This is a genomic window from Rahnella sikkimica (assembly GCF_002951615.1).
GTDB lineage: Bacteria > Pseudomonadota > Gammaproteobacteria > Enterobacterales > Enterobacteriaceae > Rahnella > Rahnella sikkimica.
Window position 1 is genome coordinate 2,514,454 of the sequence record NZ_CP019062.1, and the last position, 15,326, is coordinate 2,529,779.

A 15,326-nucleotide genomic window follows, 5' to 3' on the forward strand; every position below is an offset into this window, starting at 1 on the left:
ATGCGATATGGCGCAGTTTTTCAACCAGGCTTTCAGCTGGCTACGCAGGCTGTTTCCTGTCGAGTATTCATATCCTGCCCTGGATATCCGGCTTCCCGGCAACCGTTCACTGCATCTGGTCGGCAGCATTCATATGGGCACGCAGGATATGCAACCGCTGCCTGCGGCTCTCTTACGCCGCCTGCAAAAAGCCGATGCCCTGATTGTCGAAGCCGATATCAGCGGGACCGAATCCCCTTTCAGCATGTCCGGCGAATTCCCGCCTCTGGCCGAACGCCTGACCGAATCCGAATATCTGCACGTTGAGCGCCTATGTGAAGAGCTCGGCGTTTCCATGTGGACGCTTAACCCGCTTCCGGCCTGGCAGGTCGCGCTGATGTTGCAGGCGACACAGGCACAACGGCTGGGGTTGCGTGGGGATTACGGCATCGATTATCAGCTGCTGCAATCGGCAAAGCAGCAGAACACACGGGTGATTGAGCTCGAAGGTCCGCAGGAACAGTTTGAGCTGTTGCAGCAACTGCCCGACGGCGGCAGAGCACTGCTCGAAGACACGCTGACGCACTGGCACACCAACGCCCGCTTGCTGCAAACCATGATCAGCTGGTGGCTTGATGCCAAACCGGGGCTGGCGACTGAACAGTTGCCGAATACGTTCAGCAACGATCTCTACGATGTCCTGATGAATCAGCGTAACGTGCGCTGGAAAAAGCAGCTTTCCGAGCTTCCGCCGGGAAATTACGTGGTCGCCGTGGGCGCGCTGCATTTGTATGGTGAGGGGAATTTGCCGGAATTGCTGAAAGGATAAAAAAATGGCCGGTTTTTAAGGCCGGCCAGTCAAAGAGGAATTTCATTTTTTTGTTATAGCTTCAGTGCCGGCCTTTTCAGGCACAGCACCGGCGCGCACAGGGTAGCAACCTGTGGCAGGTCTTGGCAATAACCATTCATTGCTCTACTATTTCCCCTCCGCGTAATAAAGATACTTTGTTGTTAAATTTCATCAGATTGAGCTGATGATGATTTTTCGAACAAAAAAGCAAATTAAGGAGACAGGTATGACCCCTGCCGTATTGCTCCTGGAAAAAAATAAAGTCAGTTTTACCCTTCATCCGTATGAACACAGCAGCGACGAGACCAATTTTGGCGACGAAGCGGTGAAAAAGCTCGGGCTGGATGCACGTCAGGTCTATAAAACATTGCTGGTCTCACTGAATGGCGATCCCAAAAATCTCGCCGTTGCCGTCACGCCGGTGGCGTCAATGCTGGATCTGAAGAAAGTCGCCAAAGCACTTGGGGCTAAAAAAGCCGATATGGCCGATCCCGCCATCGCACAGCGCGTCACCGGTTATCTGGTGGGCGGTATCAGTCCGCTGGGGCAAAAAAAGCTGCTGCCGACGGTGATTGACAGCCCGGCGCAGACTTTCTCCACCATTTATGTTTCAGGGGGTAAACGCGGGCTTGATCTTGAACTGGCGGCAGGGGATCTTTGCCGCTTACTGAAAGGCCAGTTTGCTGAGATCGCGAAAGCAGACTGACCAGGTTCACGCATTCCCTATACACATTCCCTAATATGCACAAATAAGACAGGTTCATCTGCTATGACCGACAATACGGCCACGCCAGATAGTCCGCAGAAAGACGCCGTCAAAAAGACTGCGTTTTCTATTCTGGCGGCGATCAGCGTTTCTCATCTGCTCAATGACATGATTCAGTCGCTGATTCTGGCGATCTATCCTTTGCTGCAAAACGAATTCTCACTCAGCTTTACCCAGATTGGCCTGATCACGCTGACGTATCAGATTACCGCGTCGCTGCTGCAACCGCTGATTGGCTGGTACACCGATAAACATCCGCAGCCGTATTCGTTGCCTGTCGGCATGGGCTTTACGCTGTCTGGCCTGCTATTGCTGGCCGTGGCGCAAAGTTTCCCGGTTGTGCTGCTGGCCGCCGCGCTGGTCGGAACGGGCTCGTCCGTGTTTCATCCGGAATCGTCACGCGTGGCGCGTATGGCTTCCGGCGGACGTCACGGGCTGGCGCAATCGCTGTTCCAGGTGGGCGGGAATTTCGGGGCATCGCTCGGGCCGTTGCTGGCGGCGTTAATTATTGCGCCCTACGGCAAAGGTAACGTTGCGTGGTTCTCACTGGCGGCGCTGCTCGGTATTGTCGTTCTGCTGCAAATCAGCAAGTGGTATCGCCAGCAAAATCTGATCGCGAAAAAGCGCGGGCCGGTGAAAAACACCGTGACCGTGCTGCCGCGTAAAACCGTGGCGATGTCGCTGGGGATTTTGCTGGTGCTGGTGTTTTCGAAGTATTTTTACCTGACCAGTCTGAGCAGTTACTACACCTTCTATCTGATTCATAAATTTGGTGTTTCGGTGCAGAACGCGCAAATCCATCTGTTCGTTTTCCTGTTCGCCGTGGCGGCCGGGACCATTATCGGCGGTCCGGTGGGGGATAAGATTGGGCGCAAATACGTCATATGGGCGTCAATTCTCGGCGTCGCGCCATTTACCCTGCTTTTGCCACACGCCAATCTGATGTGGACCAGCGTCCTCAGCGTCATTATCGGCGTGATTCTGGCCTCGGCATTTTCGGCAATTCTGGTGTTTGCACAGGAACTGATGCCGGGAAAAGTCGGTATGGTTTCGGGGCTGTTCTTTGGTCTGGCCTTCGGCATGGGCGGCCTCGGCGCGGCGGTGCTGGGCTATGTGGCGGACAAAACCAGCATCGAGCTGGTCTATCAAATTTGTGCCTTCCTGCCCTTACTGGGGATCCTGACCGCATTCCTGCCCAATATTGAACGTAAACAAGCCTGAAGCATTCCCTTCCGCTGCCGATAATCATTTATCGGCAGCAAAAAAAGCCGTTGCCTCTTGAGATTCACCCGCGAAAACCCATTTAAATCGTCCGTTCGAATTTTTTTATGGCCTGTCGGGCATTTAGTGCAAAAAAGGCCAAAAAACACCAACGCGGAAACGCTTTTTACCCTAAAATCAGAAACAATCTGCAACACATTTGTGCCATGCATAACCAGAAGGAGTCTGAATGCATCATTCTACGCCTCTCATCACTACCATCGTCGGCGGTCTGGTACTCGCTTTCCTGTTAGGAATGCTCGCCAACCGCCTGCGAATTTCCCCTCTGGTTGGCTATCTCGCCGCAGGCGTGCTGGCCGGGCCTTTTACACCGGGCTTCGTTGCTGATACTTCTCTTGCACCGGAGCTGGCCGAAATCGGCGTAATTTTGCTGATGTTTGGTGTGGGTCTGCATTTCTCTTTGAAAGATTTACTCGCCGTAAAGTCGATAGCCATTCCCGGCGCTGTAGCGCAAATCGCGGTAGCGACGCTGCTTGGGATGGGGTTATCACGTCTGATGGGCTGGGATTTGGCAACCGGGCTGGTGTTCGGGTTGTGTCTGTCCACCGCCAGTACCGTGGTTCTGCTGCGGGCTCTGGAGGAACGACAACTCATTGAGAGCCAGCGCGGGCAGATTGCTATCGGCTGGCTGATTGTTGAAGATCTGGTGATGGTGCTGACGCTGGTTCTCTTACCGGCCTTCAGCGGTATGCTGGAAAATCATCATTCAAGCCCGGTGGAACTGCTGACCGGACTGGCCGTAACGATCGGTAAAGTGATTGCTTTCATGGTGCTGATGATGGTGGTTGGTCGCCGCGTGGTGCCGTGGATCCTGGCGAAAACCGCCAGTACCGGTTCTCGCGAACTGTTTACGCTGTCGGTTCTGGCACTGGCGCTGGGCATCGCCTACGGCGCGGTCGAATTCTTCGACGTCTCGTTTGCACTGGGCGCTTTCTTCGCCGGGATGGTGCTGAACGAATCCGAACTCAGCCAGCGCGCCGCGCACGACACTTTGCCGCTGCGTGATGCCTTCGCAGTGCTGTTCTTCGTGTCAGTTGGCATGTTGTTCGATCCGATGATTCTGGTGCGCGAGCCACTGACGGTTCTCGCCACGCTGGCAATTATCGTGCTTGGTAAGTCGGTTGCCGCTTTCTTCCTGGTGAAAATGTTCGGGCACTCGCGGCGCACGGCGCTGACGATTTCGGTCAGTCTGGCACAAATTGGTGAATTTGCCTTTATCCTCGCGGGTCTGGGGATCTCGCTGGGGCTGCTGTCAGAACATGGCCGGAATCTGGTTCTGGGGGGCGCAATCCTGTCGATTATGTTTAACCCGTTGCTGTTCAGTCTGCTGGAAAAGTATCTGGAGAAAACCGAGACCATCGAAGATCAGAGCGTTGAAGAAGCGGTGGAAGATGAAAAACAGATCCCGTTTGATCTGTGCAATCACGCCCTTTTGGTCGGTTACGGCCGCGTGGGAAGCCTGCTCGGCGAGAAACTTCAGACCGCAGGGATCCCGCTGGTGGTCATCGAAAACTCCCGGCCACGCGTTGAAGCCTTGCGCGAACAGGGTATCAGCACGGTGCTGGGGAATGCCGCTAACCAGGAAATTATGGATCTGGCGCGCCTCGACTGCGCCCGCTGGTTGCTGGTGACCATTCCGAACGGTTATGAAGCCGGTGAAATCGTCGCGTCGGCGCGGGCAAAGCGCCCTAACATCGAAATTATCGCCCGCGCGCATTACGACGATGAAGTCACTTACATCCTGGAACGCGGCGCTGACCGTGTGGTGATGGGCGAACGTGAAATCGCCAACAGCATGGTTGATATGCTGCAAATCGATAGTATGACCGAAGAAGAAAAACGGCCATTTTGCCCGATTTGATCCGACCGTAAAATACGGGCTCAGCACGCTGGCTGAGCCCCTTTACTTTTTGCTATCCTTCCGCACGTTTTCCTTTATCTCCCGCGCTATAAAATTATTCGAATTCAAATCAATTCTCTGTATTCTGTGGTTATGCCAAATAATGATCGGTAGGCGCAATGTTGTTATCCCATCTGGAAACGTTAAACATTTTAAGTACACCGGTCTGGATCGTTTCGGCGCACAGCCAGCACATTCTTTTTGCCAATACGGCGGCAAGGAAACTGGCAGGCAACAGCCTGTTGGGGCCTCTGCGCAACGGCCAGTTCTCTGTTCATTCCCAGGAACCTCTCGAAGCCTATTTGCCCAATTTAAAGAAAGGCGATCAGATTGTTGAAATCTGGACCATCCATAAAGAAGGCCGCGCATTTCCCCTGAGCTGCCGCCTTTCTCTTGCTAAATTTGGGATTCAGGAACCCGCTATCGTGTTCGAAGGCTCCCACGCCTCGTCTGCCAGCGTGCCGGTTATTAATCCTTTTCCTGATGAAACAAAGCCTTATCGTCGTGACGAAAGTGGTTTCTTTGAACGCTTTTTCCAGACTAACAGCGCCCCGATGTTGCTTATCGCCCCTGAAGATAACGGTCAGATTGTCGATGCCAATCAGGCGGCTACGCGGTTTTATGGCTATTCTCGCGATGAGATGTGTTTGAAACACACCTGGGAAATCAATGCGATGGGCCAGGATGTGTTGCCGGTGATGCATGAAATTGCCCGGCTTCCCGGTGGACATAAACCCCTGACGTTTGTGCATAAACTGGCGGACGGAAATCTGCGTCATGTGCAAACTTACGCCGGACCGGTGGTGGTGGACGGCACGCGGTTAATGCTGTGCATCATTCACGACATCACTGAACAGAAACGTCTTGAGCAGGAACTGGAACGCGCGGCGTTGCTGGATCCGCTGACCGGCATCGGAAACCGCCGTCAGTTTATGCAACTGGTGGAAAATGCCCGCACGCAGAACCCGCAAAGAACGCACAATTTCAGCCTGATGCTGGTGGATGCCGACCATTTCAAAGCCATTAACGACCGTTACGGACATAACAAAGGCGACGATACGCTGGTGATGCTGGCCAGAACGCTGGAAACGGGGATCCGCGAAACCGATACGGTTTTCCGCTGGGGAGGCGAAGAGTTTTTGATTTTACTTCCGCTGACCGGTATGGAAGGCGCGATGCACGTCGCCGAGTCGTTGCGAAAAATAGTCGGGGAACAGGTGATTCCGGGGATCCCGTCACTCACAGTCAGCGTTGGTGTGGCGCAATATGAAACCGGAGAGGATTTTACCAGCCTGTTTAAACGTGTGGACGACGCACTTTATCAGGCCAAAACGTCTGGCAGAAACAGGGTTCAGGCGGCGTCGATGAAAGGTTCTGTGACGGGGGAAATCCCCCCGTCACACTGACTTAACGTTCCCAGTAACTCTCTTCGAGGCTGTCTTCACGTTCAGGCAGGCCGCGCGTCAGGCGAGGTGAATGCTGGTTCAGTACCTGATAGCTCACGCGGTTGGCGTATTTACACACCTGCGCCAGCGACGAATACGTCAGGTACTCGCGCGTATGTTTGCTGGAGTTGGGCACTGAGCTACGGTGGAAGCCGTTGGCCGCGATGTCATGCAACAACGCCGATAGCGCCCCATCACCCGCTCCGTTAGTGTTCATGATTTTTTCCGGGCCGCCCATATACGGCGCGATATGCGAATATATCTTCATCGGCTGCTGGCAGCAGTCACGACGCATTGCACGGCTGAATTCATATTGATTGAATTCGGCAATCGCGCCCGGCAGCAACGGATGCTGCGTGGTGCGCTTGAATTCTTCTTCGGTGTAACTCGCCATAAACAGGCCGTTCGGCCCGGCAGTACACAGCACCAGATCCACCCACTCCAGCGCCTTGTCGGCGGCCATCAGCGGATCTTTCAGCCCCGTCAGCGCAAAACCTTCATCTTCGTTCATCGCCAGAATCGAAACGTGATCACGCAGGAAATCACGCCAGGCCTGCGGATCGTCGGCAATCACGTATTGCGTACCGAGCGTTAAGACCACCGGCACCTGATGTTTTTTCGCGTATTCAATCGCCTTCATCGTAGCTTCCGGCATCGGTTCGCCGGGTTTACTGCGCAGTAAATACGACGTCAGCAGCAGCGCAGACGCTCCGGCAATCACCTCTTCCGGCACGCTTGAGGCGCGAAGCTGGTTCATTTTTCCCGGACTGATGGCAAATGTACGCTCGCCGTTGTCGCTGATCAGCGTAAAGCAGCGGCCAATAGCGCCGTCCACACCTTGCAGGTAGTTGAGATCGACACGGCTGGAGGTATTGCACAGGTAACGGTAAGCGTAATCGCCAATCTTCACGTTGCTGCACATCACGCCGAGTAAGACGGAACGGTCATCGGCCAGCACGGAATAGTTGTGCAGCGTATTGCCGACGGTGCCGCCCGCAAACTGATGAGAGATCAGATCATGACTTCTCAGTTCCTGGTAAAGCGCTTCCGACATTTCATCATTCAGAATGTTGGATTCGCCGGGCGTCAGCCCGTAGCGGGCCACAAAATTCTCATCGACACGCGCTTCGATATCGACCAGCGTCTGATCGATGCCAACGATATAGGACGCGCCGCCTTCGGTTTCAGGTAGCATCTCCTGCAACATGGAATCACGCAGCAAAGGGTCACGCGCGCTGACCGGAAAATAGTGTTTAGACTTACGTTTACCAGGAAATTTCATGCGTTGTTCTCGGGAAATTCAAAAAAGCTCAGGCTTCATTCAGAAGTGCTGAGTCACCAGCTGTTGCAGCAAATCGATATGCTCGGGCTGGTCGTTTAAGGCGCCAATATATTCGAAGCGCTCGCCGCCTGCATGCATAAAAATCTCACGATTCTCTTCTTTGATTTCTTCCAGCGTCTCCAGACAGTCAGAGGCAAAACCCGGACAGATTATCTGAATATACTTAACACCCTGAGCCGGAAGGCCTTTTAGCGTTTCATCGGTATAAGGCGTCAGCCAGGGTTCACGGCCAAAGCGCGACTGGAACGTCAGCATAATTTTGCCTGCGGGCAGTTGCAGCGCCTCGGTCAGCGCCTGCGCCGTGTCGTGACAGCGTTTTTCATAATCGTCGCCTTGTGCCACAAAACGTTTCGGGATCCCGTGGAAGGACAGCACCAGGCGGTCAGGTTCGCCATGCTGAGCAAAGGAACGCTCTATGCTGGCTTTCAGCGCAGAAATGTACGCCGGATGTGTGGCGTAATCGCGGATAAAGTTCAGCGATGGCAGACGGCGCTTAGATTTGAGCACGCGCGCCACTCCGTCAAACACGGCTGCGCTGGTGGAACAGGAATATTGCGGATAAAGCGGCAGAACGACCATTTTTGTCACGCCCTGCGCCAGCAATTTTTCAATCGGCTCCTTCATGCCCGGCTTGCCATAACTCATTGCCAGCTCAACCGGTGTTCCTGGCAGACGTTCTGCCAGCGCCTGTTGCTGGCGACGGCTGAACACCATCAGGGGGGAGCCGTCTTCCATCCAGACCGATTTATACAGTTTGGAAACACGGGTAGAACGCAGGGGCAAAATCACAAGATTCAGAATAGGCCACCACAGCAGACGTGGGGTATCCACAACGCGTATATCACTCAAAAACTCAGCCAGATATTTTTTAACGGCTTGTGGAGTGGGGGCTTCCGGTGTCCCGAGATTGACCAGAAGAACACCAAATTTTGTCTGCGTCATGCGGAATTTCCTAAATTGAAGGCTCTGAAGCCAGTGTGAAAAGATGGGCGCCGCCGTTTAGTTGGGACAGGGTAAAGTGGCGCACATCATTGTAACGAAAACAAAGACGATCTGAACAACGGCAATAGCTATCAATGCGAATTGTTATTAATACCCGTCATACTTCGATTGGCCGATGCGTTGGCTACGTTCACTCACCCGAATCACTTACTTCAGTAAGCTCATCGGGACTCGTTCGCTTGCCGCCTTCCTGCCACTCGAATTATTTAGGGTATCAGGGAAAATGGAATGCCAGAAAAACAAACGGGGCGACCGAAGTCACCCCGTGAACGTGCAGAACCGGTGAGGATTAGCCTAAAATTTTAGCCAGTTCATCACGCACTGCGGAAACCTGCTGTGTACCGTCGATTTTGACGTACTTAGTGTTGCCCGCAGCGGCTTCTTTGCTGTAGTAGGAAATCAGCGGCTCAGTGAGCTCATGATATTCCACCAGACGTTTACGCACGGTTTCTTCCTGATCGTCTTTACGGGTGATCAGTTCTTCGCCAGTGACGTCGTCTTTGCCTTCAACTTTCGGCGGGTTGTACTGAATGTGGTACACGCGGCCAGAGCCAGGATGTACACGACGACCCACAATACGGTCAACAATCAGTTCGTCCGGCACGTCAAATTCCAGCACATAATCCACGCTGATGCCCGCGTCTTTCATGGCATCGGCCTGCGGAATAGTGCGCGGGAAACCGTCTAGCAGGAAACCTTTACGGCAATCTTCCTGCTGAATGCGTTCTTTCACCAGCGCGATAACCAGTTCATCGGTGACCAGTTTACCGGCATCCATAATCTCTTTTGCTTTCTTGCCGAGCTCACTTCCGGCCTTCACAGCGGCGCGCAACATATCACCGGTAGAAATTTGCGGAATACCAAATTTCTCCATGATGAATTGAGCCTGAGTACCCTTACCTGCGCCCGGAGCGCCCAGCAGAATGATACGCATTGCGTAAATCCCCTTGCATGTAATTTTTATGAATCTCGAAAAACGGTCAACCATACCATTCCGGGCGAAGATGCTCAAGGAACACGCCCTTCGGGCAGAGGGTTAAGCCCTGTATTGACCGGCGAAACCCACCCGTCAGACTGTGCAAATCATACCCTGTAAAAAAAGGGCATCGCTTGCGCGACGCCCTTCTTATTTTTGTTCACACTGACCGGAAAATCACGCCTGTAACAGTGTATTCATGCGGCGGATAAACAGGTTTGGATCTTCCAGCGTGCCGCGTTCAGCAAACAGCGCCTGATCGAGCAGCAGTTCGATCCACTCGCTGAACTGCGCTTCGTCGGTGACGTCAGAAGCCCGTTTCACCAGCGCGTGTTCCGGGTTCAGCTCGAAGATGTATTTCACTTCAGGCGCGTCCTGGCCCGCAGCGGCAAACAGTTTCGCCATCTGCGTGGTCATTTCGTCCGCGCCGGTGGTGACAATGGCTGGCGTGTCGGTCAGACGGTGCGTCAGACGCACTTCTTTCACACGATCGCCCAGCAGCGTTTTAACACGTTCAACGAACGGCTCCAGCGCTTTCTCTGCTTCTTTCTGCTCTTCGCTTTCGTCGGCCAGTTTATCCAGCGTGTCGTCGGCTTTGCTGACGGACTGGAAGGTTTTGCCATCGAACTCAGTCAGATAGCTCATCATCCATTCGTCGATGCGGTCAGACAGCAGCAGAACTTCAATGCCTTTTTTGCGGAACAGTTCAAGGTGCGGGCTGCTCTTCGCGGCGGCATAGCTGTCAGCGGTGATGTAATAAATCTTGTCCTGACCTTCCACCATGTTCGCCACATACTCTTCCAGCGACAGAGTTTGCGCGCTGTTGTCGTTGCGGGTGCTGGCGAAACGCAGCAGTTTGGCGATGGTTTCTTTGTTCGCGCCGTCTTCTGCCGGGCCTTCTTTCAATACCAGACCAAACTGTTTCCAGAATTGCAGGTATTTTTCGTTGTCGTCTTTCGCCAGTTTTTCCAGCATTTGCAGAACACGCTTGGTCAGCGCGCTGCGCAGGTTCTGGGTAATACGGCTGTCCTGAAGGATTTCACGCGAAACGTTCAGCGGCAGATCGTTGGAATCTATCAGACCCCGCACGAAACGCAGGTAGTTCGGCATGAACTGCTCGGCTTCGTCCATGATGAACACGCGCTGAACATACAGTTTCAGGCCATGTTTGTGATCACGGTTCCACATATCCCACGGTGCCTGTGAAGGAATGTACAACAGGCTGGTGTATTCCTGTTTACCTTCAACGCGGTTATGGCTCCAGCTCAGCGGATCGCTGAAATCATGGGAAATGTGTTTGTAGAATTCGACGTATTCTTCGTCGGTCACTTCGGATTTACCACGGGTCCACAAAGCCTGCGCTTTGTTGATTTGTTCCCATGTCACGGTGCCGTCTTCTTCGTTGCGGGTTTCAACTTCAACCGGCAGCGCAATGTGGTCGGAATATTTGCTGATGATGGAGCGCACGCGCCAGTCATCCAGGAACTCGTCCTGATCTTCACGCAGGTGCAGGGTTATTTCGGTGCCGCGATCGGCTTTTTCGATATCCGCCAGGGTATATTCGCCTTCACCGGCGGACTCCCAGAACACGCCTTCTTCGGCACTTGCGCCCGCCGCACGGGTGCGCACGGTCACTTTGTCTGCCACGATAAATGCAGAGTAGAAGCCCACACCAAACTGGCCGATCAACTGGCTGTCTTTCGCCTGTTCAGAACCGACAGATTGAAGGAACGCTTTGGTGCCGGATTTTGCGATAGTCCCGAGGTTGTCGATGACTTCATCGCGGGTCATACCGATACCGTTGTCGCTCAGCGTCAGGGTGCGTTTTTCTTTGTCGAACGCCAGACGGACATGCAGCTCGCCGTCGCCTTCATACAGCTCAGGCTTGGACAGCGCGCGGAAGCGCAGTTTGTCAGCGGCATCGGAAGCGTTAGAGATTAACTCGCGCAGGAAAATTTCTTTGTTTGAATACAGAGAATGGATCATCAGATGAAGCAGTTGTTTTACTTCAGACTGGAACCCGCGTGTCTCTTGTCCTTTCATACTCATCAAATTACCTCAATCCAGATACTGTTAGTGACCAAATCAGACGTTGAGGAGTAAGTGGGGTTATGGGCAGAGGTTTTCAAGCATAAAGGAAAATTTTTAAGAAGAAATGCAGAGGGATAGCAGAAATAAAGCCGGGCACAGGAAAGTGCGCCCGGCAATAACAGTCAGAACTTGAAAGGATTACGCCCGGCGAGGGAATGCGACAGCGTGGTGCCGTCAACCATATCCAGCTCGCCACCGACCGGCACACCGTGCGCGATACGGCTCGCCAGCACGCCAAACTGGCCGCACATTTCAGCGATGTAGTTGGCAGTCGCTTCACCTTCAACCGTCGGGTTAGTCGCCAGAATCACTTCCCGGAGGCTTTCACTTTCCAGACGTTCTTCCAGACGGCCTAAACCAATATCGTCCGGCCCGATGCCATCGAGCGGTGACAGGTGACCCATCAGCACAAAATAGCGACCGGAAAACTGACCGGTTTGTTCTATCGCGTGAATGTCCGCCGGGCTTTCGACCACGCAAATCTGACCGTTCTCTTTACGCCGTGGATTGGCGCAAATCGTACAGATTTCCTGCTCGGTAAAAGTCCGGCAATCGGCACAGTGACCGATTTCTGACATAGCGCGCGTTAAAGACTGCGCCAGCCGCATTCCGCCGCTGCGATCGCGTTGCAGCAGCTGAAATGCCATACGCTGTGCTGACTTAGGGCCTACGCCCGGCAGGCAACGCAACGCCTCCATTAAAGATTCAAGGAGAGGGCTGGTTTGCATCAGAACGGCATCTTAAAGCCTGGTGGCAATTGCATGCCGCCAGACACGGCTGCCATTTTTTCTTTCTGAGTTTCGTCGATACGGCGCGCTGCATCGTTGAACGCCGCAGCGACCAGGTCTTCCAGCATGTCTTTATCGTCTTCCAGCAGGCTTGGATCAATTTCAACGCGACGCACGTTGTGCGCACCGTTGATGGTGATTTTCACCAGGCCAGCGCCAGATTCACCGGTCACTTCAAGCTGAGCGATTTCTGCCTGAGCCTGTTGCATTTTTTCCTGCATTTGCTGGGCCTGTTTCATCAGGTTACCAATGCCGCCTTTTCCAAACATAGTCTTCTCTCTCAGCAGTGGCCGCGTGATAATCGCGGCATTTAAATAGGGCGAATACTTTCTTCATCCAGCTCTGCATCGAAGAAACGACGCAACGTCTGAATGTTGTTATCCGCAATAATAGACTGACGCGCCTGCGCCAGCTTTTCTTCATAAATGGCCTGACGCCATTCCAGCGGCGTTTTCACCGCCAGATTATCATCTTCCACCACGGTCAGTTCAACCGAAGTCTGATGCAGTGCACATAAGGCGTCCGTCAGTACTTTCTGCGCCGACGGCGAATTCAGGTGCTTTTGTGATGAACGCAGATGCAGGCAAATCTTGCCCGGCTCCGGTTGCTCACAAAATGCATTCAGTGCCAGCTGTTGTACCAGTTTCGGCACTGGCATCTGGCTGATCTGAGCAGCCCATACGTCACGCTCAATGGCTTCTTCGGCGAGACGCGAAGCCAGTTCCGGCGATTTTTCATGTTCCAGCGCTGCACGTAATGCTTTTGGCGTGGCGACCGGTTCCGGCGCCTCTTCCGGCTCGTTCTGCGCAACCCAGCGGTACGCTTCTTCTTTTACCGGCGCAGCGGGTTCTTTCTTCACGCTGGCCATTGTCTGCGCACGTTCAGTCACCGAAGCGAGGCGCTCCAGTGCTGAATTTGCCGGCCGCGCTTTTCCTGGCGCTGCCGGCTCAGCTTTTTTTGGGGTGGTACTCCCCTGCCTGAGCAACTGGGTTCGCGCCTGCAAAAGCTGGGCGGTGGTGTCCGGCATCGGGGCCGGTTCCGCATTGCCCTGCGGCGGCGGAGCGGAATAATTCTGTGGAGCTTGCGTGGCCTGAGGCGCACTACGTGGCGCAGCGGACTGCGCAGGTGCTTGTGGTGGAACATACGCCGGAGGTGCCACCGGCTGCGGAGCCGGCTCAGCAATAACCACTTTCGGGTGGAAGGCCAGCGCGCGCAGCAGCGTCATTTCCACGCCCATGCGCTTGTCCGGCGCGTACGCCAGCTCTTTGCGGCCAATCAGTAATGTCTGGTAGTAAAGCTGAACGTCGGCGGGCGGAATGACCCGCGCCAGCTCACGCAAACGTTGTTCGATAGCGGCGTAATGGTTGTCGAGGACGGAAGGTAACAGCTGAACCATCGCGATGCGGTGCAGCAATGCCAGCGTTTCCACCAGCAGATTTTCCCAGTCCACACCGCGCGATGCGGCCTGTTCTACCTGCGCCATCATCTGGCCGCCGTCGGCGCTGACCAGCGCTTCAAGTATGGCCAGCGGCTGTTCGTCGTCTAGCGTACCGAGCATCTGCGCCACGGTTTCTGTCGTCACCGCGCCCTGCCCCATGGCAATTGCCTGGTCGGTCAGGCTCAGCGCATCACGCATACTGCCATCCGCCGCGCGGGAAAGCAGCTGAAGCGCACGCGGTTCAGTGGTGATGGTTTCTTCGGTTAAAACATGTTCGAGCTGTTTGCGGATCTGTTCAGCGTCCAGCGCTTTGAGATGGAATTGCAAACAACGCGATAAAATCGTGACCGGTAATTTTTGCGGATCGGTGGTCGCCAGCAGGAATTTGACGTGCTCCGGCGGCTCTTCGAGCGTCTTCAACAGCGCATTAAAGCTGTGGCGCGAGAGCATGTGGACTTCGTCAATCAGGTAAACTTTGAAGCGGCCACGGGCCGGTGCGTATTGCACGTTATCAAGCAATTCACGGGTATCTTCAACTTTGGTGCGGGAAGCGGCGTCGATTTCGATCAGGTCGACAAAACGGCCCTGCTCGATTTCGCGGCAGTTATCGCAAACTCCACAAGGTGTGGACGTGATGCCGGTTTCGCAGTTCAGCCCTTTCGCCAGCAAACGGGCAATGGTGGTTTTCCCCACGCCGCGGGTACCGGAAAACAGGTAAGCATGATGGATGCGCCCGAGCGACAGGCCATTAGCCAGTGCGGTCAGCACATGTTCCTGTCCGACGACGTCGGCAAAAGTTTGGGGGCGCCACTTACGGGCAAGAACCTGATAGCTCATTAATACCGGAAAAGTCAGGGGATCATGAAGGCAATGCTATCACAGCCTCGCCTGAGCAGGCGAGGCTTGTCTGGATCAATGCCCGTCGAAAGAAACCAGGCTGTAGCAGTTGATACTTAAATCGTTGAGGCGTTTTTCACCGCCCAGTTCCGGCAGGTTAATGATGAATGCGGCATCGGTCACTTCTCCACCCAGACGGCGGATCAGTTTCGCAGTGGCTTCAATCGTGCCACCCGTTGCCAGCAAATCGTCGATCACCAGAATTTTTTCGCCAGGTTGAATAGCATCAACGTGGATTTCAAGGCTGTCAGTGCCGTATTCAAGATCATACGTTTCGCTGATGGTTTCGCGCGGTAATTTGCCCGGTTTACGAACGGGGACAAAACCCACGCCCAAAACCAATGCAACCGGTGCGCCGAACAGGAAGCCACGTGCTTCGGTGCCGACCACTTTGGTCACACCGGCATCGCGGTAACGATCGGCCAGTAACTGAATGCTTGCAGCATAAGCTTTTGGGTCTTCCAGCAAGCTGGTGACGTCACGGAACAGTATGCCTGGCTTAGGGTAGTCAGGGATGGTCTTAATACTGTCTTTAATAAACTGTAGCTGCTGTGCGGTAGCGGTCATAATG

Annotated in this window: 13 protein-coding genes and 1 other annotated feature; of the genes, 5 read left to right on the forward strand and 8 right to left on the reverse strand. The window is 54.1% G+C overall.

Annotated elements, in window-relative coordinates:
- Nucleotides 1-7: 7 nt before the first annotated feature.
- The 5 genes from BV494_RS11645 to BV494_RS11665 all read left to right on the forward strand — a co-directional run bounded on the left by BV494_RS11645 (nt 8) and on the right by BV494_RS11665 (nt 6,182).
- Entirely contained in the window at nt 8-808 is an 801-nt protein-coding gene (locus BV494_RS11645; protein WP_104923022.1) for a TraB/GumN family protein, read from the forward strand.
- A gap of 247 nt (nt 809-1,055) precedes the next feature.
- Nucleotides 1,056-1,535, forward strand: coding sequence for a Cys-tRNA(Pro)/Cys-tRNA(Cys) deacylase YbaK (gene ybaK / locus BV494_RS11650; RefSeq protein WP_104923023.1), 480 nt, complete (start codon nt 1,056-1,058; stop codon nt 1,533-1,535).
- 63 nt (nt 1,536-1,598) lie between these two features.
- Entirely contained in the window at nt 1,599-2,816 is a 1,218-nt protein-coding gene (locus tag BV494_RS11655; RefSeq protein WP_104923024.1) for an MFS transporter, read from the forward strand.
- Between the two features lie 229 nt (nt 2,817-3,045).
- Nucleotides 3,046-4,737, forward strand: a complete 1,692-nt coding sequence (gene ybaL, locus BV494_RS11660) for a YbaL family putative K(+) efflux transporter (RefSeq protein WP_104923025.1) — start codon at nt 3,046-3,048, stop codon at nt 4,735-4,737.
- A 158-nt stretch (nt 4,738-4,895) separates the two neighbouring features.
- Complete coding sequence (locus tag BV494_RS11665) at nt 4,896-6,182, forward strand: sensor domain-containing diguanylate cyclase (RefSeq protein ID WP_104923026.1); 1,287 nt, start codon at nt 4,896-4,898, stop codon at nt 6,180-6,182.
- 1 nt (nt 6,183) lies between these two features.
- Here the strand turns inward: BV494_RS11665 and BV494_RS11670 are convergent, their stop codons facing one another.
- The 8 genes from BV494_RS11670 to apt all read right to left on the reverse strand — a co-directional run bounded on the left by BV494_RS11670 (nt 6,184) and on the right by apt (nt 15,322).
- Nucleotides 6,184-7,503 (reverse strand): inosine/guanosine kinase, encoded by a 1,320-nt coding sequence (locus BV494_RS11670; RefSeq protein WP_104923027.1) that lies wholly within the window; start codon nt 7,501-7,503, stop codon nt 6,184-6,186.
- Nucleotides 7,504-7,542: 39 nt separating this feature from the next.
- Nucleotides 7,543-8,505, reverse strand: coding sequence for a ferrochelatase (hemH, locus tag BV494_RS11675; RefSeq protein ID WP_104923028.1), 963 nt, complete (start codon nt 8,503-8,505; stop codon nt 7,543-7,545).
- 349 nt (nt 8,506-8,854) lie between these two features.
- Nucleotides 8,855-9,499: an adenylate kinase gene (adk, locus tag BV494_RS11685; protein WP_104923029.1), complete on the reverse strand. Its 645-nt coding sequence runs from the start codon at nt 9,497-9,499 to the stop codon at nt 8,855-8,857.
- 219 nt (nt 9,500-9,718) lie between these two features.
- A complete protein-coding gene (htpG, locus tag BV494_RS11690; RefSeq protein ID WP_192938159.1) occupies nt 9,719-11,584 on the reverse strand; it encodes a molecular chaperone HtpG in 1,866 nt (621 codons plus the stop codon).
- Nucleotides 11,585-11,754: 170 nt separating this feature from the next.
- Nucleotides 11,755-12,360, reverse strand: a complete 606-nt coding sequence (gene recR, locus BV494_RS11695) for a recombination mediator RecR (protein WP_104923031.1) — start codon at nt 12,358-12,360, stop codon at nt 11,755-11,757.
- Nucleotides 12,360-12,689 (reverse strand): YbaB/EbfC family nucleoid-associated protein, encoded by a 330-nt coding sequence (locus BV494_RS11700; RefSeq protein ID WP_104923032.1) that lies wholly within the window; start codon nt 12,687-12,689, stop codon nt 12,360-12,362. The genes recR and BV494_RS11700 overlap by 1 nt, the downstream gene beginning before the upstream one ends.
- Nucleotides 12,690-12,730: 41 nt before the next feature.
- Nucleotides 12,731-14,695 carry a DNA polymerase III subunit gamma/tau gene (gene dnaX / locus BV494_RS11705; RefSeq protein ID WP_104923033.1) on the reverse strand — a complete coding sequence of 655 codons (1,965 nt, stop codon included), beginning with the start codon at nt 14,693-14,695 and terminating at the stop codon, nt 12,731-12,733.
- Nucleotides 13,334-13,398: a sequence feature (DnaX frameshifting element), on the reverse strand. (Overlaps the previous gene by 65 nt.)
- Before the next feature lie 75 nt (nt 14,696-14,770).
- On the reverse strand, nt 14,771-15,322 hold the full coding sequence (gene apt / locus BV494_RS11710) for an adenine phosphoribosyltransferase (protein WP_104923034.1): 552 nt from the start codon (nt 15,320-15,322) through the stop codon (nt 14,771-14,773).
- Nucleotides 15,323-15,326 lie beyond the last annotated feature (4 nt).

Excerpts from the sequence above, each read along its gene's own strand:
- BV494_RS11645 (WP_104923022.1), top strand. The coding sequence starts at position 8 with ATGGCGCAGTTTTTCAACCAGGCTTTCAGCTGGCTACGCAGGCTGTTT.
- ybaK (WP_104923023.1), top strand. The coding sequence starts at position 1,056 with ATGACCCCTGCCGTATTGCTCCTGGAAAAAAATAAAGTCAGTTTTACC.
- BV494_RS11655 (WP_104923024.1), top strand. The coding sequence starts at position 1,599 with ATGACCGACAATACGGCCACGCCAGATAGTCCGCAGAAAGACGCCGTC.
- ybaL (WP_104923025.1), top strand. The coding sequence starts at position 3,046 with ATGCATCATTCTACGCCTCTCATCACTACCATCGTCGGCGGTCTGGTA.
- BV494_RS11665 (WP_104923026.1), top strand. The coding sequence starts at position 4,896 with ATGTTGTTATCCCATCTGGAAACGTTAAACATTTTAAGTACACCGGTC.
- BV494_RS11670 (WP_104923027.1), bottom strand. The coding sequence starts at position 7,503 with ATGAAATTTCCTGGTAAACGTAAGTCTAAACACTATTTTCCGGTCAGC.
- hemH (WP_104923028.1), bottom strand. The coding sequence starts at position 8,505 with ATGACGCAGACAAAATTTGGTGTTCTTCTGGTCAATCTCGGGACACCG.
- adk (WP_104923029.1), bottom strand. The coding sequence starts at position 9,499 with ATGCGTATCATTCTGCTGGGCGCTCCGGGCGCAGGTAAGGGTACTCAG.
- htpG (WP_192938159.1), bottom strand. The coding sequence starts at position 11,584 with ATGAAAGGACAAGAGACACGCGGGTTCCAGTCTGAAGTAAAACAACTG.
- recR (WP_104923031.1), bottom strand. The coding sequence starts at position 12,360 with ATGCAAACCAGCCCTCTCCTTGAATCTTTAATGGAGGCGTTGCGTTGC.
- BV494_RS11700 (WP_104923032.1), bottom strand. The coding sequence starts at position 12,689 with ATGTTTGGAAAAGGCGGCATTGGTAACCTGATGAAACAGGCCCAGCAA.
- dnaX (WP_104923033.1), bottom strand. The coding sequence starts at position 14,695 with ATGAGCTATCAGGTTCTTGCCCGTAAGTGGCGCCCCCAAACTTTTGCC.
- apt (WP_104923034.1), bottom strand. The coding sequence starts at position 15,322 with ATGACCGCTACCGCACAGCAGCTACAGTTTATTAAAGACAGTATTAAG.